Source organism: Sphingomonas pokkalii, assembly GCF_003096275.1.
Lineage (GTDB): Bacteria > Pseudomonadota > Alphaproteobacteria > Sphingomonadales > Sphingomonadaceae > Sphingomonas > Sphingomonas pokkalii.
Genome location: NZ_QENQ01000001.1, coordinates 2,893,107 through 2,910,299, shown reverse-complemented (window position 1 = coordinate 2,910,299; position 17,193 = coordinate 2,893,107). Strand labels below are relative to the sequence as shown.

At 66.3% G+C, this 17,193-nt stretch carries 16 protein-coding genes; 10 read left to right on the top strand and 6 right to left on the bottom strand.

Annotated elements, in window-relative coordinates; translation table 11 throughout:
- Window positions 1–25: 25 nt before the first annotated feature.
- Together DD559_RS13310 and DD559_RS13305 are read right to left on the bottom strand one after the other, a co-directional pair.
- On the bottom strand, window positions 26–484 hold the full coding sequence (locus DD559_RS13310; protein ID WP_116469601.1) for a hypothetical protein: 459 nt from the start codon (window positions 482–484) through the stop codon (window positions 26–28).
- A 51-nt stretch (window positions 485–535) separates the two neighbouring features.
- Complete coding sequence (locus tag DD559_RS13305; RefSeq protein ID WP_116469600.1) at window positions 536–1,702, bottom strand: MBL fold metallo-hydrolase; 1,167 nt, start codon at window positions 1,700–1,702, stop codon at window positions 536–538.
- A 110-nt stretch (window positions 1,703–1,812) separates the two neighbouring features.
- Here DD559_RS13305 and DD559_RS13300 point away from each other — a divergent pair, with 110 nt between their 5' ends.
- From DD559_RS13300 to DD559_RS13275, 6 genes are all read left to right on the top strand, one after another.
- The gene (locus DD559_RS13300) at window positions 1,813–2,073 is read left to right on the top strand and encodes a helix-turn-helix transcriptional regulator (protein WP_165831092.1); all 261 of its coding nucleotides are present in this window, start codon (window positions 1,813–1,815) and stop codon (window positions 2,071–2,073) included.
- Window positions 2,070–2,582 carry a hypothetical protein gene (locus DD559_RS13295; RefSeq protein ID WP_116469599.1) on the top strand — a complete coding sequence of 171 codons (513 nt, stop codon included), beginning with the start codon at window positions 2,070–2,072 and terminating at the stop codon, window positions 2,580–2,582. Before DD559_RS13300 ends, DD559_RS13295 begins: the two co-directional genes overlap by 4 nt.
- Before the next feature lie 31 nt (window positions 2,583–2,613).
- Window positions 2,614–4,740: an NAD-dependent DNA ligase LigA gene (gene ligA, locus DD559_RS13290; protein WP_116469598.1), complete on the top strand. Its 2,127-nt coding sequence runs from the start codon at window positions 2,614–2,616 to the stop codon at window positions 4,738–4,740.
- Window positions 4,741–4,883: 143 nt separating this feature from the next.
- The gene (locus tag DD559_RS13285) at window positions 4,884–8,234 is read left to right on the top strand and encodes a TonB-dependent receptor (protein WP_116469597.1); all 3,351 of its coding nucleotides are present in this window, start codon (window positions 4,884–4,886) and stop codon (window positions 8,232–8,234) included.
- Between the two features lie 91 nt (window positions 8,235–8,325).
- Window positions 8,326–9,465 (top strand): sensor histidine kinase, encoded by a 1,140-nt coding sequence (locus tag DD559_RS13280; protein WP_206364501.1) that lies wholly within the window; start codon window positions 8,326–8,328, stop codon window positions 9,463–9,465.
- Window positions 9,462–10,265 carry a LytR/AlgR family response regulator transcription factor gene (locus tag DD559_RS13275; protein ID WP_116469596.1) on the top strand — a complete coding sequence of 268 codons (804 nt, stop codon included), beginning with the start codon at window positions 9,462–9,464 and terminating at the stop codon, window positions 10,263–10,265. The genes DD559_RS13280 and DD559_RS13275 overlap by 4 nt, the downstream gene beginning before the upstream one ends.
- 58 nt (window positions 10,266–10,323) lie before the next feature.
- On the opposite strand, the gene DD559_RS13270 is transcribed toward DD559_RS13275, so the two are convergent.
- Entirely contained in the window at window positions 10,324–11,427 is a 1,104-nt protein-coding gene (locus tag DD559_RS13270; RefSeq protein WP_240610252.1) for an FUSC family protein, read from the bottom strand.
- A gap of 1 nt (window position 11,428) precedes the next feature.
- On the bottom strand, window positions 11,429–12,148 hold the full coding sequence (locus DD559_RS13265; protein WP_116469595.1) for a dienelactone hydrolase family protein: 720 nt from the start codon (window positions 12,146–12,148) through the stop codon (window positions 11,429–11,431).
- A 75-nt stretch (window positions 12,149–12,223) separates the two neighbouring features.
- On the opposite strand from DD559_RS13265, the gene gpmA reads away from it, so the two are divergent.
- The 3 genes from gpmA to DD559_RS13250 all read left to right on the top strand — a co-directional run bounded on the left by gpmA (window position 12,224) and on the right by DD559_RS13250 (window position 14,573).
- A complete protein-coding gene (gpmA, locus tag DD559_RS13260; RefSeq protein ID WP_116469594.1) occupies window positions 12,224–12,910 on the top strand; it encodes a 2,3-diphosphoglycerate-dependent phosphoglycerate mutase in 687 nt (228 codons plus the stop codon).
- Window positions 12,911–13,014: 104 nt separating this feature from the next.
- Window positions 13,015–13,500, top strand: coding sequence for a 5-(carboxyamino)imidazole ribonucleotide mutase (purE, locus tag DD559_RS13255; protein ID WP_116469593.1), 486 nt, complete (start codon window positions 13,015–13,017; stop codon window positions 13,498–13,500).
- Window positions 13,497–14,573, top strand: coding sequence for a 5-(carboxyamino)imidazole ribonucleotide synthase (locus tag DD559_RS13250; protein WP_116469592.1), 1,077 nt, complete (start codon window positions 13,497–13,499; stop codon window positions 14,571–14,573). Before purE ends, DD559_RS13250 begins: the two co-directional genes overlap by 4 nt.
- A gap of 27 nt (window positions 14,574–14,600) precedes the next feature.
- Here the strand turns inward: DD559_RS13250 and DD559_RS13245 are convergent, their stop codons facing one another.
- Window positions 14,601–14,921 carry a hypothetical protein gene (locus DD559_RS13245; RefSeq protein ID WP_116469591.1) on the bottom strand — a complete coding sequence of 107 codons (321 nt, stop codon included), beginning with the start codon at window positions 14,919–14,921 and terminating at the stop codon, window positions 14,601–14,603.
- A 113-nt stretch (window positions 14,922–15,034) separates the two neighbouring features.
- Window positions 15,035–15,625 carry a DUF6624 domain-containing protein gene (locus tag DD559_RS13240; protein ID WP_206364500.1) on the bottom strand — a complete coding sequence of 197 codons (591 nt, stop codon included), beginning with the start codon at window positions 15,623–15,625 and terminating at the stop codon, window positions 15,035–15,037.
- 243 nt (window positions 15,626–15,868) lie between these two features.
- Between DD559_RS13240 and DD559_RS13235 the strand changes: the two genes are divergently transcribed.
- Window positions 15,869–17,152 (top strand): IS256 family transposase, encoded by a 1,284-nt coding sequence (locus DD559_RS13235; protein ID WP_116469590.1) that lies wholly within the window; start codon window positions 15,869–15,871, stop codon window positions 17,150–17,152.
- Window positions 17,153–17,193: the final 41 nt, after the last annotated feature.

Genomic DNA, 17,193 nt, shown 5'->3' with positions numbered 1-17,193 from the left:
CGCCGTCTGAAAAGCGGCCCGTCGGTCAGGCTTCGGGCCGATAGGCGATCCGCCACATGGCCAGCCCGATGCCGGCGGCGATCAGCCCGACGGCGAGGCTCTGCGCGCCCTTGAGCGCCAGCCCGACCAACCAGTTGCGCGTATCGATCGGGGCGATGGTGTAGAGCGCGGTGCCATAGCCCTGCGCGCCCAGATAGAGCCCGAGCCCGAGCGCCCCGGTGAGCACCGCGGCATACCGGCCCCGCCGCAGGCCCAGCGCGTGCAGCACCAGCCAGATCGGCCCGCCGACCGCCGCCAGCGCGATCCCGGCGAAGATCGCGCCGAGCAAAACCCCGGTCACCAGCGCGAGCGGCGCCCGCTGGCCGGTGCCGATCAACAGCATCAGGATCAGCAACCCGCCGAGCAGGCTGCCTGCGCCCAGCGCCTTGCCGACGCCGTCGATGCTCGTCCGATAGTCGCGCGCCGCGCCGATGCCCTTGCCCATACGCCCCTTGCCCGACGCGCCTTCTAGAGAGAGCGGGGGGAGCACTCAAGCTCAGCGGAAGCGGTCGAACCGCCCCTCGGCGCGACAGCGGGCGATGCCTTCGTCGCTGGGTGCGGGCGGCGGGGCACCGATCGCCGGCACGTCGAACGCCTGCCCGATCGGTCGATCGACAAAGCGCCGCCCATCGGTGCCGCCACAGGCCAACATCGCCGCCAGCATGTCCGGCGGGGTGCGATAGGCTTCCCAGGAGAGGCGGAAGGTGCCCCAATGGATCGGCAGCGCCCAGGGCCGGCCCAGCCCGTCCCAAACCCGGATCGCGTCGCGCGGGCCGATATGCGCGTCGGACGCCATCTGGCCGGGCTTGAAGCGGAAGGCGCCCACGGGAAGCGCCGCGAACCGCACCGGCCCCAGCGCCGCGGCCTCGGCCGGCCATTTGCCGTCGCCCCAGCCGGTGTCGCCGGCGAAGAACAGGTTGCCGCCGGGCAGCGTCACCACGAAGCTCGACCAGAGCGCACGGTTGCGATCGGCGAACCAGCGGCTGCTCCAGTGATGGTTGCGCGTGACCACCACGTCGATGCCGGGCCGGAGCGTCAGCCGCTGCCCCCAGTCGAGCCCGCGCGCCGGCACGCCCGCTTGGCCGATCACGCTGTCGTTGCCGAGCCCGGTGACGATCACCGGCCGATCGCGCTGCCAGAGGGTCTTCAGGGTCGCGAGATCGAGATGGTCATAATGGTTGTGGCTGACGACGATCAGGTCGATCCTGGGCAGGTCGGCCAGCCGCACGCCGGGCACGACGACGCGTTTCGGCCCCATGCCGAACGGCCCCGCCACGTCGCTCCACACCGGATCGGTGAGGATGTTGAGGCCCTGGGTCTGGATCAGCACACTGGCATGGCCGATCCAGGTGACCTTCATCGCCTGCCCCGCCACCCGCGCCGGAGGACGGCCCTGGGCCACGGCAACGCGGGTCGGCCATAGCGGCTGCTGCATGGCACTGGCGATCCGATGCGCGAGGAACACGAAGGCGAGCGCCGGGGCGGGCGCCGTCTCACCATCAGGATTGGCGAAGCGCTGCCCGTCGAAATGCCCGGTCTCGACGCCGCGATAATAGATGCGGTCGAGGAAGGGCGGAACGAGCGTGAGGAACAGACAGAGCGCCACCACGATCCAGAGCAGCGCTACGATCAACCAGCGCGCGAACGTCCTTGCCTTTGCCATACCGTCCCTCTCGCAATCGCGTTGCCGCAGATCAAGCCTGTCTGCCGGTGCATTGACCCGAAGATCTGTTGTGTATACACAACGAATCGAACTGCAGGGCCGATAGTTCCATGGTCATTCACAATCGCATCGCGCTGTTCCGTGCCGAAGCCGGTCTGAGCCGCCGCGCCCTTGCCGAGGCGGTGGAGGTCAACCCGCAGACGATCGGCTATCTCGAACGCGGCGACTACAAGCCCAGCCTCGAACTGGCGATGCGCATCGCCCGGGTGTTCGGCGTGCCGGTGGAACTGATATTTTCCTTCCAACCCTTCGAACCCGTGGCAGACGCGCTGCAGCGCGCCGGAGTCCACTCTCAGGAGAGAGAGGCATGACCAACCGCTTCATCGCAACGCTCGACGACCTTTCCCGCCGCACCGGCATCCCCGCGCTTGCCGAAGGCAAGCCGCGCCGCCGACTGCTGCGCTGGACGCCAGTGGTAGCGCTGGCGCTGGCGATACCCGGGCTGGGGATCGAGTTCCTTTCGACGGCACGGCCGGCATATCTCGGGCACGCCCTGCTGACATGCAGTTTCGTGATCGCCACCTTTTGCCCGCTGTTCGGCCCGCTGAAGCCTTTGGGCACCGCGGAAAACGTAGACGAGTGGGACCGCGATCTGCGCCGTCGCGCCTTTCTCGTCGGCTTCGCCGCGATGGGCTTCACAGGACTTGCGCTGTTCTGCGGCATCACCGCAGTCGCCGCGCTGGGCAACTGGTCAGCGTCGGACATGAGCTTCCGGGCGATGGGCTGCGCCTTCTTCCTGATGACCCTCTACGGCGCCGTCCCCACGCTCTACGCCAGCTGGGCAACGCGTCCGCTCGACCCGGCCGAGGAGGAGGCTTGATCGCGCGCGCGTCCTTCCCCTAGCTGCGGGCATGACCCTGCCCCTTACGCCCGAAGACGCCGCCGCCGAGCTCGAACTCCTCGCCGCCGAGATCGCGCACCATAACCGCCGCTATCACGACGAAGATGCGCCGGAGATCAGCGATGCGGACTTCGACGCGCTCGTCCGCCGCAACGCCGAACTCGAAGCCGCCTTTCCCGATCTCGTCCGCGCCGATTCGCCCTCGCGGCAGGTGGGCGCGACGCCCTCGGGCCCGCTCGCCAAGGTGGAGCACGCACGGCAGATGTTCAGCCTCGACAACGGCTTTTCGGACGAGGACATCGCCGACTTTCTCGGCCGCGTCCGCCGCTTCCTGAAGCTGCCCGACGATGCTCCCATCGAACTCACCGCCGAGCCCAAGATCGACGGTCTCTCCTGCTCGCTGCGCTATGTGAACGGCGAGCTCGTCCAGGCGCTCACCCGCGGCGATGGCCGGATCGGTGAGGACGTGACGCCGAACGTCCGCACCATCCGAGACATCCCGCACCGCATCGCGGGCGCCCCGCCGGTCTGCGAGGTGCGTGGCGAGGTCTATATGGCGAAGGCCGATTTCGCCGCGCTCAATGCCCGGCTGCTCGCCGAGGCCGAAGAGACCGGCAAGGAAGCGCGCCAGTTCGCCAATCCGCGCAACGCCGCCGCGGGGTCGCTGCGCCAGAAGGACGCCGCCGTCACCGCGACACGTCCCCTGCGCTTCCTCGCCTGGGGCTGGGGGGAACTGAGCGAACCGCTCGCCGACAAGCAATATGAAGCGATCGACCGCATCCGCGCCTGGGGCTTCCCGGTCTCCGACCTGTTCGTCCGCGCACCCACACTGGAGGACGCCCTCGCCCAGTATCGCGCGATCGAGACCCGCCGCGCCGACCTCCCTTTCGACATCGACGGCGTGGTCTACAAGGTCGACCGGCTCGATTGGCAGGAACGGCTGGGCACTGTCGGCCGCGCGCCCCGCTGGGGCCTTGCGCACAAATTCCCCGCCGAGCGCGCCCAGACCACCCTGCTGGCGATCGACATCCAGGTCGGCCGCACCGGCAAGCTCACCCCCGTCGCGCGGCTGGAGCCGGTGACGGTGGGCGGCGTCGTCGTCAGCAACGCGACGCTGCACAATGCCGACGAGATCGCGCGGCTGGGCGTGCGCCCCGGCGACCGCGTGGTGCTCCAGCGCGCCGGCGACGTGATCCCCCAGATCGTCGAGAACCTGACGCGCGACGAACCGCGCGACGACTGGCACTTCCCCACCTATTGCCCGATCTGCCAATCGGAAGCCGTAGCCGAGGAAGGCGAAGTCGATGTCCGCTGCACGGGCGGGCTGATCTGCCCGGCGCAGCGGCTGGAGCGCTTGAAGCATTTCGTCAGCCGCGGCGCGCTCGACATCGACGGGCTGGGCGAGAAGACGCTGATCGAGTTGCTCGACCTGGGCTGGATCGCCGAACCGGCCGACATCTTCCGCCTGTCGCAGCACCGCGACGCGTTGCTCGGGCGTGAGGGCTGGCAGGAAAAATCGGTCGACGGCCTGCTCGCCGCGATCGAGGCGAAGCGCACGCCCGACGCGGCGCGGCTGCTGTTCGGCCTCGGCATCCGCCACATCGGCGCGATCACCGCGCGCGACCTGCTCAAGCGCTACACCACCCTGCCCGCGCTGGAGGCGCTCGCCGACGAATTGATCGCCCTGCGCGAGGCCACCCCGCCCCAGCTCGGCGAAACCGAAGCCAAGCACCGTACGCGGCTCGACAAGGCGATCGCCGAACGGATCGGCGTGGAGAATGTCGGCGCCGCCGTCGGCCATGCGCTGGCGGACTTCTTTCATGAGCCGCATAATCGCACTGCCTGGGCAGACCTGCTCCGCGAAGTATCGCCGCCGCCGTTCGTGGTGGAATCGCGCGACTCGGAAGTAACCGGCAAGACACTGGTGTTCACCGGCACGCTGGAAACCTTGAGCCGCGACGAAGCAAAGGCGCAGGCGGAGCGGCTGGGCGCGCGGGTATCCGGCTCGGTCTCGGCCAAGACAGATCTGGTAATCGCGGGGCCGGGGGCAGGATCGAAACTAAAAAAAGCCGCAGAACTGGGAATTCGCGTGATCAGCGAAAGCGATTGGCTGGCGATCGTAAACGCTTCGGAGTGATGCCTTTTTGCAACGCACCATAGTGGAACGTAGCGTGCGTATTGACTGTCACAATTTCGCAATCAAAGCCACGCAGGGGGCAGCCAGACAGATGGCGTGAAAAGCCACGACTGGCAGCCACAGGCTCAAAAAGGGAACTCTCGATGCGAACGCACTATCTTGCAGGCGTGGCCGCTGCCGCGCTGCTTATTCCGGTTGCCGCGCACGCGCAGGAAACCACGTCGACGATTCGTGGCACCGTGACCGCCAATGGTGCGCCGGTGGCCGATGCAAACGTCGTCGTAACCAACGCCGCATCGGGCACCCGCTCGACCAGCCGCACGGATTCGACCGGCACCTTCACGCTGACCGGCCTGCGCGCCGGCGGCCCCTACACCGTCGAAGTGACCGCGGCCGGCTATCCCAATTCGTCGGTGACCGACATCTACACGGTTGCCGCCCAGTCGTTCGATCTGCCGATCGAACTGGCCCCGCAGGGCCAGGGCGCTGAAATCGTTGTCACCGCCAGCACCGTTCGCGGCGCGCGCTCGATCTCGCAGGGCCCGGCCACGGTGCTCTCGGCTGCCCAGATCGCCAACGTCGCCAGCCTCAACCGCGACATTCGCGACCTCTCGCGCCGCGATCCGTTCGCCCGCCTCGACGATACGCCGACCGGTGGCCGTGCCATCTCGTTCGCCGGCCAGAACGCGCGCTACAACCGCTTCAGCGTCGACGGCGTGCCGATCACCGACAATTTCGGTCTCAACACCGATGGCCTGCCCAGCCGCCGCTCGCCGATCCCGTTCGACGCGATCGGCCAGTTCCAGGCGAAGGTCGCGCCGTTCGACGTGCGCGAAGGCAATTTCCAGGGCGGTGCGATCAACATCATCCTGAAGTCGGGCACCAACGAGTTCCACGGCACCGGCTTCTACGCGCGCTCGGGCGACTCGTTCGTCGGCAACAAGACGAAGGACATCACGGTCAACGTGCCGAAGTTCCACGTCGACAATTACGGCGCCGAACTGAGCGGCCCGATCATCAAGGACAAGCTGTTCTTCATGGTCGCCGGTGAGCGCCTGCGCGGCGGCCGTCCGATCGTGGAAGGCCCGATCGACAACAATGGCGGCACCGTGATCCCGGGCGTTACCCAGGCGCAGGTGGATCGCATCAGCGCGATCGCCAAGAGCGTCTACGGCTACAACACCGGCGGCGTGCTGCACGACTCGGGCGACAAGGACGACCGCGTCGTCGCCCGCATCGACGCGAACATCAGCGACAAGCAGCGCCTGTCACTGACGTACACCTACGCCAACGACGCGATCAACCTGCTCAACAACACCTTCACCAACGCGCCGACAGGCCTTGGCCTCGCCTCGAACGCCTATATCCAGGGCAACCGCCTGCACACCGGCGTGGCGCAGCTGAACTCGGATTGGTCGGACGACTTCTCGACCGAAGCGCGCGTGTTCTACAAGAACTACACGCGCATCCAGGATCCGCTGTTCGGCCGCGGCTTCGCCCAGTTCCGCGTCTGCTCCAACGACACGTCGGTCGGGTCGCTGACCGCGTGCGACAACAACGCGGCGATCGTCTCGTTCGGCCCGGACAATTCGCGCCAGACCAACCAGCTGAAGACCGACACCTGGGGCGGCCTGTTCCAGGCGCGCCTGACCAAGAACGATCACGATCTGCGCATCTTCAGCGAAGTCGCGTTCGTCAACGTGTTCAACTCGTTCTTGCAGAACAGCGCCGGCAACTATTATTTCGACTCGATCGCGGACCTACAGAACAAGACCGCCAACTCGATCACCTATGCGAACGCGATCCCGTCGCTGGTGCCGAACAATGCGGCCGCGAACTTCTCGTACCAGAGCTACACCTTCGGCATCATGGACTCGTGGCGCGTCACCCCGACGCTGAACATCAGCTACGGCATGCGCTATGATCTGTACGGCATGCACGATCTGCCGCGCCGCAGCGCTGCATATGTCGCCCGCTATGCCGCAGGCGCCATTGTCAACGGCCAGCTCGAGACCATCGGTTCGAACAGCGCCAACATTTCCGGCCTGGGCCTGTTCCAGCCGCGCATCGGCTTCGACTGGAAGCCGCTTCCGCGGGTGAGCATTCGCGGCGGCGGCGGCATCTTCGGCGGCGGCACCCCCGACGTCTATGTGTCGAACAGCTTCTCGAACACCGGCGTGCTGACCAACTCGATCAACATCAACCGCACCGCCACCGGCTTCTCGGGCGCGACGACCGACGCGACGATCGGCAACGCCGCGCTGTCGGGCGTCACCGGCACGTCTATCCCCGGCCAGGTGAACACGCTGCTGACCAACGCGACGGTGGCCAGCAACGCGCCGACCAACGCGCTTGATCCGCACTTCAAGCTGCCCTCGCAGTGGCGCGCCACGCTGAGCGGCGAGTATTCGGTGAGCGGCTGGACCTTCGGCGCGGACTTCCTGTACTCGAAGGTCCGCAATCAGGTGTACTTCACCGACATCCGTTCGCAGCCGATCGCCGGTTCGCTGACGCCGGACGGTCGCCAGCGCTACCAGAACATCATCGACGGCGCGACCAGCACCAACACCAACAGCGACATCCTGCTGACCAACACGACCAAGGGTCGTGCGCTGATTGGCGTCGCCCGCGTCGACAAGACCTGGGATTTCGGCCTCAACATCAACGGCAGCTTCACCTACCAGGACGTGAAGGACCAGTCGCCAGCGACATCGTCCACCGCGGGTTCGAACTATAGCAACGGCGCGTTTATTGATCCGAACAACGTTGCCTATGGCATCTCGAACGATCAGGTGAAGTACTTCTTCAAGTACAGCCTGAATTACGAGCACGCCTTCTTCGGCGACTATAAGACCACCTTCGCGCTGTTCGGCGAATCGCGGATCGGCCACCCGTTCAGCTACACCTTCCAGGACTTCGGCAGCGGCCGTTCCTCGGTGTTCGGCACCACCGGCACGAGCTCGGGCACCGGCACCGGCGGCAACCGCTATCTGATGTACGTCCCGACGGTGAACGATCCGCTGGTTTCGTACAGCACCCCTGCGGTTCGCGATGCGGTGAATGCGTTCATCGACGCCTCGGGTCTCGGCAAGTATCGCGGCCAGGTCGCTCCGCGCAACGCGTTCCACTCGAAGTGGTTTACCCGCATCGACCTCCACGTGTCGCAGGAACTGCCGACCGGCCTGGGCAAGTCGCGCGTCACCATCTTCGGCGACATCGAGAACTTCACCAACTTCCTGAACAAGAAGTGGGGCCAGACCCGCGAATACGTGTTCCCTTACAACGTGCCGGTGGTGCGCGTGCAGTGCCTGACCACGCGTCTCGCGCCCGGCGTGGACGGTGGCGGCACGGTCGCAGCCAACGCGTCGCAGGCATGTGCGCAGTATCGCTACTCGCCGGCCGGCGGTTCGGCGAACTTCACCGCGCCGAGCGACCAGATCTACGCGAACCAGTCGCTCTACTCGATCCGCATCGGCGCCCGCTTCACCTTCTAAGCGGCACCGATCAACCTTTTACGAATGCCGGGCACCGCAAGGGCCCGGCATTTTTTTTGCTCCCTTCGCCCGCCGATGGTAGAGGCGCGCCGTGGCAAAGACTTCGCTTCCGCAGACAAGCGCCAGGAACCTGGGCATTCCCAAGCCCGAGCTGTTTTCCCGCCCCTTCTTCGAAGACAAAGGGCGGGCCTTCTGGATTCTCCAGGCAACGGGCTGGAGCGGCTATCTGCTGCTCCGCTCGGTTTCGTCGATTTCGAACGGCTTTTCGTTCGAAGGGATCATCAAGGCGATCATCGAGGCAATCGTCGGCTATTGCCTGACGCTCCTGCTATCGGCGCTTTACGGCTTCTATCGGGGCATGCCCCGCATCCCCGCGATCCTCCTCACCCTCGCGACGCTTGGCGCCGCCACGATCATCTATGCGGTGCTCGAAGCCTTCACCTATTCGTTCACCGCGGCGGAACCTGGCATCACTGTCGCGCGGGTGATCGGCTATAGTTTCCTCACCTTCACGGTGCTGGCGGGCTGGTCCGCGCTCTATTTCGGGATCAACTTCTACCTGATCGTCGAACAGCAGATCGATCAGATGCAGATCCTGGAAAGCCAGGCGTCGAGCGCGCAGCTGGCGATGCTGCGCTACCAGCTGAACCCGCATTTCCTGTTCAACACGCTCAACTCCATTTCCACCCTGGTGCTGCTCAAGCAGACCGAGCGGGCCAATGTGATGCTGTCTCGCCTTTCGTCCTTCCTGCGCTACACGCTTGCGAACGAGCCGACGGCGCATGTCACGCTGGCGCAGGAGATCGAGACGCTTAAGCTCTACCTGGAGATCGAAAAGATGCGGTTCGACGAACGGCTGCGTACGCATTTCGAACTCGATCCACGCGCGGCGAAGGCCCGTTTGCCGTCGTTGCTGCTGCAGCCGCTTGTCGAGAATGCGATCAAATATGCCGTCAGCCCGCAGGAAGAGGGCGCGGATATCACCGTTTCGGCTCGGCTCACCGGCGATAGGGTGCAGATCGCCGTGTCCGATACGGGTCCGGGATTGATCGAAGCGCGCCCGAGGCCGACGCTTTCCACTGGCGTGGGGCTCGCCAATATCCGGGAGCGGTTGGCACAGGCCTTCGGACCTGACCATCGTTTCGAGACTCGAACGAAACCCGGGGAAGGTTTCAGCGTTGAGATCGAGATACCGTTCCAGCTTGAGGAACCGAACCGAGAGGCCGCATGACCATCCGTACCATCCTCGTTGACGACGAATCCCTGGCGATCCAGGGACTCGAGCTCCGGCTCCAGGAGCATGAGGATGTCGAAATTATCGACAAATGCTCCAATGGCCGAGAGGCTATCCGATCGATCAAGACCCATAAACCGGATCTGGTGTTTCTCGACATCCAGATGCCGGGGTTCGATGGCTTCTCCGTCATCCAGGGCCTGATGGAAGTCGAACCACCGCTGTTCGTATTCGTCACCGCCTATTCCGATCACGCGATCCGGGCGTTCGAAGCCCAAGCCGTGGACTATCTGATGAAGCCGGTCGAGCCATCGCGGCTCGCCGACACGCTCGACCGCGTCCGGCAGCGCCTCACCGAAAAGCGCGGCGTGGAGGAAGTGGAGAAGCTGAAGGAAGTGCTGGCCGAAGTAGCACCCGACGCGGTGGACGAGATCGCTGCCGGCGACGGGGCGGAGCCCGCATCCAACCGCTTCGAAAAGCTCATCAACATCAAGGATCGCGGCCAGATCTTCCGCGTCGATGTCGATACCATCGAACGGATCGACGCTGCCGGCGATTACATGTGCATCTACACCGGCGACAACACGCTGATCCTGCGAGAGACGATGAAGGATCTCGAAAAGCGGCTGGACCCCCGTCGTTTCCAGCGGGTCCACCGCTCGACGATCGTCAATCTCGACCTTGTGCGCCAGGTGAAGCCGCACACCAATGGCGAATGCTTCTTGGTGCTGAATTCGGGCGCGCAGGTGAAGGTGTCGCGCTCCTATCGCGACGTAGTGGCGCGGTTCGTCCACTGACCGGACTACTCCCCTTCCCATCGCAATCGCGGTGGGAAGGGCTGCACCGTCGCTCTCGCTACACGCCGCCCGGCTCGTCAAGCGCCTTTTCCGATGCCGGCACAATGGGCCTCCTCGGCGCGTGCCAATGGCCCACCAGGAGCACCGGCTCCAGCACGGCCATGCCGATCAACACCGCGATTAGTCGTTCCAGTCCCGGCGTCGCGTCGCCGTTGGCGTAGCTGTCGGGCACCAGCATCACGAGCACCGCAAGCGTGAACTGGGTGCCGACATAGCGATAGCTGTGGGGGCCGTTCTCGATCATGCGCCCGGTGGCGACACCTAGCATCGTACCCGCAATCAGCAGCGCCGCATGACCGTGCGCGACGACCAGGCAAAGCCCCGCCAAGACCGCTCCGGTTAGACACCCCAGGAAGCGCTGCAGCAGCCGCACGCTTACCGGCGCCAGCCCACTTGCACCGATCGACTGCGCGGGCACCAGCATCACTGCCATGATTCCGATCGCGCCCTGCGCCAGCGCCGGCAACGTCAGCGCCCGCGCCACCCCGACCAGCAACGCCAGCGCGATCCCTCCCTGCACCGCGTGGCGCAGCGCCTCCGGATGGAAGCCGGCCGCAGCGCTTGGCGGCGTCCGCTCCGCCGGCCAGCGTCGCCGCACCGTCCATGTCGAGACGATACTCACCACCGCGCAGGCCAAGGTGCCCGCTACCGTTTCCAGGATTCGCGTCGCCACGAACTGGCCGAGCGCCGCTCCCGGCGCCTCGATATCATCGAGCAGCACCATCGCGAAGGTGAGGCCGAAGAACAGCCAGGCATAAGCGCGCCGGGCGGTGATCGCCTGGTAAAGGCTCAGCGTGCCGACCAGCATCAGAGTTGCGGCACTGATCACCCAGTTTCCCGCGACGAACGGCGCCGCCGCCAGCGCCAGCACCCCGCCCGCCACGGTGCCGACGATCCGCAGCATTCCACGCAGCAGCGTCTCGCTGGCATGACCGCGCATCACCATGTAGCCGGCGAACGCCGCCCAGGCGACGTTGCTACCGCCGATCAGATGCGCCACCAGGATCGCCAGCAGCACCGATACCACGCATTCGCCGGCATCGACGGCGCGCGGCGTGATCCGCCCCAGAACAGCAACCCAAAGGGCGCGCAGCCGCCTCATCTCATGCGAACAGCTCTGCGAGGAACGCGGTCATCGCCTGCCAGCTGCGCCGATCCGCCTTGGGTTCATAGGCGATCGCCGGGTTCAGGCTCTGTACGCGGCTCCGGTCGGTAAAGGCATGGCCGGCATGGCCATAGGCGTGGAGCTGCCAGTCGGCGCCGCGTTCGGTGAGCTCCTGCGCCAGCGCCGCGGTCGCCTCGGGCGGGCAGAGCGGATCGTCCCAACCATGGCAGACCAGCAGCCGGGCCGTGATCGGCGCGTCCGCGGGCAGATCGGGCCGGTCATAGACTCCGTGGAACGAGACGCCGCCGAGGATCGGCAGCCCGCCCCGGGCCATGTCGAGCACGCACTTCCCACCGAAGCAGAAGCCGACCGCGGCGATCCGCCCCGTCTCCACCATCGCCAGCCCGGCCAACGCCTGGAGCGATGCCGCCAGCCGCTCGCGGAGCAGGCCCCGGTCGGCGTTCAGTTCCTCCATATAGCGGGCATAGTCGGGATCGCCCGCCAGCGTCCGCTTGCCCTGGCCATAGACATCGGCGACCAGCGCGACATAGCCGAGGCGGGCCAGATCCTCGGCCTTCTCCACATCGGCGTCCTTCGCCCCGAACACATTGGGCAACACCAGCACCGCCGGACGGGGATGGGCGACGCCATCGTCCCAGACCGCCACACCTTCGAACGGGCCACCTGGCCCCGCATAGACCAACGTCTGTCGAACCATTGCGTCGTCTCCTGCGCTTGTCCCTGTCGCACATCCCGCTAAGGACGGCGGCAAACCGATGCAAGGAGATCGCCTATGCCCACGCTCGTCCTGATCCGCCACGGCCAGTCGGCCTGGAACCTGGAAAACCGCTTCACCGGCTGGTGGGATGTCGACCTGACCGAGCAGGGCGTCCGCGAAGCCACCGCCGCCGGCACGCTGATGAAGGAAAAGGGCCTGGATTTCGACCTGTGCTTCACCAGCTTCCAGAGCCGCGCCATCAAGACGCTGCACCTGGCGCTGGAAGCGATGGGCCGACTATGGCTGCCGGAAGAGAAGGACTGGCGCCTCAACGAGCGGCATTATGGCGGGCTGACCGGCCTCGACAAGGCCGAGACCGCGGCCAAGCACGGCGACGAGCAGGTGAAGATCTGGCGCCGCAGCTTCGACGTGCCGCCGCCGCTCCCCGAGGCGGGCTCGCCGTGGGACCTGACCCAGGACCCGCGCTATGCCGGCATCCCGATCCCGCAGACCGAGAGCCTGAAGGACACGATCGCCCGCGTACTACCCTATTGGGAGCGGCGGATCGCCCCCGAGCTGAAGGCCGGCAAGCGGGTGCTGATCGCCGCCCATGGCAATTCGCTCCGTGCCCTGGTCAAGCACCTGTCCGGCATCGCCGATGACGAGATCGTCAGCCTGGAGATCCCGACCGGCCAGCCGATCGTCTACCAGCTCGACGACGACCTCAAGGAAATCGAGCGCTACTACCTCAACGAACGCTGACCCGACCGCACCCGGCGTCCATCGCGGCGCCGGGTGCCTTGGCCATTGCCCTCCGGCGATCCCGCCACTAACAAGCCGCCTTCCCTTCCCAAGAGCGGCAGGCAATGGCGGACGCACCACTTATCGGCATCATCATGGGCAGCACCTCCGACTGGGAGACGATGCGCCACGCAGCCGAGATCCTGGCCGAACTCGGCGTGCCGCACGAGACCAAGGTGGTCTCCGCCCACCGCACCCCGCAGCGGCTGTATGACTATGCCACCACCGCCGCCGAGCGCGGGCTGAAGGTGATCGTCGCCGGAGCCGGCGGCGCGGCGCATCTGCCCGGCATGGCGGCAGCGATGACGCACCTCCCGGTGCTGGGCGTGCCGGTGGAATCCAAGACGATGAAAGGCCTCGATAGCCTCTATTCGATCGTCCAGATGCCCGGTGGCATCCCGGTCGGCACGCTGGCGATCGGCAAGGCTGGCGCCAAGAATGCCGGCCTGCTCGCCGCCGCCATCCTCGCGACGGCGGACGATGCGCTGGCCGAACGGCTCAAGGCCTGGCGCGCGGCCCAGACCGAGAGCGTCGCGGTGGACCCGGCATGAGCGACATCCTCCCCCCCGGCTCCACCATCGGCATCCTCGGCGGCGGCCAGCTCGGCCGGATGATCGCGGTCGCCGCGGCCCAGCTCGGCTACCGCACCCATGTCCTCGCCCCCGACGAGGAAAGCGTCGCCGCGCAGACCGCCTCCAGCTTCACCCGCGCCGATTATCACAGCCATATCGTGCTCGACGAACTGGCGAGCCACGCCGACGTGATCACCTATGAGTTCGAGAATGTCGCGCTCGCGCCCGTCACGCATCTCGCCGCCAAGGTGCCGGTGCGCCCCGGCGCCAAGAGCCTCGAGATCGCGCAGGACCGCGCCAACGAAAAGTCGTTCGTCGCCGAGCTCGGCGGCCGCACCGCGCCCTGGGCGCTGGTCACCACCCGCGACGAGCTGCACGAAGCGATCGCCAGGATCGGGGCGCCGTCGATCCTGAAGACGCTGCGGCTCGGCTATGACGGCAAGGGCCAGGTGCGGCTGCACGAGGCGTCCGAGGCGGAAGCCGCTTGGGCGGCGATCGGCGAGCGCCCGGCGATCCTCGAGGGCTTCGTCACCTTCAGCCACGAATTCTCGATCATCACCGTGCGCGGGCTGGACGGCACGCTGGCCAGCTATCCGCCGCCCTGGAACGAGCACAAGGACGGCATCCTCGCCCGCTCCACCCTGCCCGCCCCCGCCGAGATCGCCCGCCACTGGACCGAGGCGGCGGCGCTCTCCGGCCGCGTCGCCGAGGCGCTGGGCCATATCGGCGTGCTGACCTGCGAGTTCTTCGCGACCGAAGACGGCCCGGTGTTCAACGAAATGGCGCCGCGCGTCCACAATAGCGGGCACTGGACGATCGAGGGCGCCGAGACCTCGCAGTTCGAAAACCATGTCCGCGCGATCTGCGGCCTGCCGCTCGGCTCGACCGCGCTGACCGGCACCCATGTCGAGATGGAAAACCTGATCGGCGACGAGGCCGATCGCTGGCCCGAGCTTCTCGTCGAGCCGGGCACCCACCTCCACCTCTACGGCAAGGGCCAGGCCCGGCCGGGGCGCAAGATGGGGCATGTGACGCGGGTGAAGCGGGGCTAGCCCGTCGTCACCCGGGTGCGGGGTGGCTCAATTACCCTCGGAGTCCACGACAAACACCTCGGGCTTGCCGCGCGACAGGGGATCCCAGCCGGCGGACAATGCGGAGCGGACGCAGCGCGCGATCGTCGCGTCGTCGAGCTGGAGACGGCCGCGCGGCAGCCCCTTGAGCAGCCGCTTGGGCGCCGGAAACTCCAGCCACGCCTCGCGCTTGGCATCGCGCTGGGCGACCGCAATGGTCATCCCCTTCCAGCCCTCGTCGTCCGAAAGATGCGGCTCGCGCTGCAGACGCCAATCATAGGTCACGCCATCCAGATCGATGGCACCGCTGGTGCTCAGGGATTTCGACATGCGGGGGCCTTACACGCTAGCCGAGCAAAGGCACAGGGGCGGGAGCAGCACGCCCTGCAGGATAGCTGCTCGGATTGCGAAGTTTAGGAAGTTTAGGCTCGTGCGGGCAGGAGTCAGCAGTCGCCCCAGTTGGCGAACTGCTTCAGATAGTCGGCGAACGGCTCAAGCCCCATCTCCGCGCGCAACTCCGGCAGCCTGGCTTCCTCTTCGAGCGGCTGGGCGACGCGCCTGCCATCCTTGCACGTCACTTGCGTTGCATAACGCTGTTTCCCGGTGATCTTGAGCATGATGCGGTCATAGAGGTATGCGTAGCTACGCTTGTTCACCTCGCCCGAAGCGACGAGCGGCGTCATTAGGCGCAGTGCGCGTAGCTGGAACGCCGGGTCTGCATCCGCATGTTGGACGAGAAGCCACGCTGCATGGGATCCAGCGCTGCCGGCCTGGGCAATGGTCGGCCAGCCGCCTCGATCGACCTGTGCCTTCAGCCATCCCGTATTGGCGCGATCGCGTTCGAAAACAGCGACCATGAGATAAGCGTCGAGCACCGACCGGGCACCGCTGGAAAGAGGTGGCGCATCCGCCAATTCGCCTTGCCCCCATGTTGTGGCATTTCGCAGCACCTGTTCCCCGACCACGAGCACGAGGAGCTGCTCTTCCAGTGTCGCGTCACGCCGGAGCCAGGTGCCGCGCTCCGCGAGCCGCAAGGCAAGCAGGAAGCTGGAAGCGACCGGCCGAGCCTCCTGCAGGTCGCGTTGGAAGTCGGACCATGTCGCGGCGGGGCGCGTCTGCAGCTAGCGTCCACGGTCGTGGTGTAATTTCCCGGTGTAGATGACGGTGTATGCCGGGGTGGGGCCGAGGCCCCACCCCGGCGTCGGCGTCTCGGTGGCCACCGGGCACATCGGATATGGTGGAGTTTCCAGACTTCAACCTGACCCGAGGAATTCCCGATGACCGACGACAGACTACCGCTTGCCGAGCTGATGGCGAAGACCGGAGACGGCGATTTCCTGCGCAGCGTCGCTGAAAGCGTTTTGCAGATCCTCATGGAGGCCGATGTCGACGGCCTCATCGGCGCCAGCCGCCACGAGCGATCCGGCGAGCGCAGCACCTGGCGCAACGGCTACCGCGACCGCAGCCTGGATACCCGGCTGGGCACGCTCAACCTCAAGATCCCGAAGCTGCGCACCGGCGCGTACTTCCCCGGCTTCCTCGAACCCCGCAAGACGGTGGAGAAGGCGCTGGTCAGCGTCATCCAGGAGGCGTGGATCGCCGGCGTCAGCACGCGGCGGGTCGACGAGCTGGTACAAGCGATGGGCGGAGCCGCCCAAGGTTCCGGCGATGCGCAGCATCGCTGGAATGGCGGCGGAGGGATGAGCGGCATCTCGAAGTCGTCGGTGTCCAAGCTGTGCAAGGACATCGACGAGCGGGTGAACGCCTTCCTGAAGCGCCCGCTCACCGGCGAGTGGCCGTATCTCTGGCTCGACGCGACCTACCTCAAGGTGCGCGAGGGCGGCCGCATCGTCTCGGTCGCCGCCATAATCGCCGTCGCCGTCACCACCGAGGGTAAACGCGAAATCGTCGGCTTGCATATCGGCCCCAGCGAGGCCGAACCGTTCTGGTCGACCTTCCTGCGCGACCTCGTCCGTCGCGGGCTGAAGGGCGTGAAGCTGGTCATCTCGGATGCGCACGAGGGGCTGAAGGCCGCCATCACCCGCGTCGTCGGTGCAACCTGGCAGCGATGCCGCGTCCATTTCATGCGCAACGCGCTTGCCCATGTGCCCAAGGGCCAGAATACCATGGTCGCCGCCGCGATCCGGCAGGTATTCCTCCAGCCAGACCATGCCGCCGCGACGCAGACCTGGCGCCACGTCGCCGACCAGTTGCGCGCCCGCTGGCCGAAACTCGGCGCCTGCATGGACAATGCCGAGCATGACGTGCTCGCCTACATGACCTTCCCCGAGCAGCACCGCACCAAGCTGCACTCCACCAACCCGTTGGAACGATTGAACAAGGAGGTGAAGCGCCGCGCCGACGTGGTCGGTATCTTCCCCAACGAAGACAGCATCACCCGACTCATCGGCGCCGTGCTGCTCGAACAGAACGACGAGTATCAGCTCCAGAACCGCTATATGCAGATCGAGGGCATGGCCGCTCTCGTCACACCGCAGATCGAGGAGGTGCCGCCACTACAGATTACAGATGTGGACGGCCCCTCGCTTGTAGGACACTAGCAGAATTTCTGACCCGATTGTTTGCTATCAGATGTCCGGCC

Bases quoted from the DNA above. Each gene is read 5' to 3' on its own strand.
- DD559_RS13310 (WP_116469601.1), bottom strand. From the start codon at position 484: ATGGGCAAGGGCATCGGCGCGGCGCGCGACTATCGGACGAGCATCGAC.
- purE (WP_116469593.1), top strand. From the start codon at position 13,015: ATGGCGGACGCACCACTTATCGGCATCATCATGGGCAGCACCTCCGAC.
- DD559_RS13300 (WP_165831092.1), top strand. From the start codon at position 1,813: ATGGTCATTCACAATCGCATCGCGCTGTTCCGTGCCGAAGCCGGTCTG.
- DD559_RS13275 (WP_116469596.1), top strand. From the start codon at position 9,462: ATGACCATCCGTACCATCCTCGTTGACGACGAATCCCTGGCGATCCAG.
- DD559_RS13305 (WP_116469600.1), bottom strand. From the start codon at position 1,702: ATGGCAAAGGCAAGGACGTTCGCGCGCTGGTTGATCGTAGCGCTGCTC.
- DD559_RS13295 (WP_116469599.1), top strand. From the start codon at position 2,070: ATGACCAACCGCTTCATCGCAACGCTCGACGACCTTTCCCGCCGCACC.
- DD559_RS13265 (WP_116469595.1), bottom strand. From the start codon at position 12,148: ATGGTTCGACAGACGTTGGTCTATGCGGGGCCAGGTGGCCCGTTCGAA.
- DD559_RS13245 (WP_116469591.1), bottom strand. From the start codon at position 14,921: ATGTCGAAATCCCTGAGCACCAGCGGTGCCATCGATCTGGATGGCGTG.
- DD559_RS13285 (WP_116469597.1), top strand. From the start codon at position 4,884: ATGCGAACGCACTATCTTGCAGGCGTGGCCGCTGCCGCGCTGCTTATT.
- DD559_RS13235 (WP_116469590.1), top strand. From the start codon at position 15,869: ATGACCGACGACAGACTACCGCTTGCCGAGCTGATGGCGAAGACCGGA.
- DD559_RS13270 (WP_240610252.1), bottom strand. From the start codon at position 11,427: ATGAGGCGGCTGCGCGCCCTTTGGGTTGCTGTTCTGGGGCGGATCACG.
- DD559_RS13250 (WP_116469592.1), top strand. From the start codon at position 13,497: ATGAGCGACATCCTCCCCCCCGGCTCCACCATCGGCATCCTCGGCGGC.
- ligA (WP_116469598.1), top strand. From the start codon at position 2,614: ATGACCCTGCCCCTTACGCCCGAAGACGCCGCCGCCGAGCTCGAACTC.
- gpmA (WP_116469594.1), top strand. From the start codon at position 12,224: ATGCCCACGCTCGTCCTGATCCGCCACGGCCAGTCGGCCTGGAACCTG.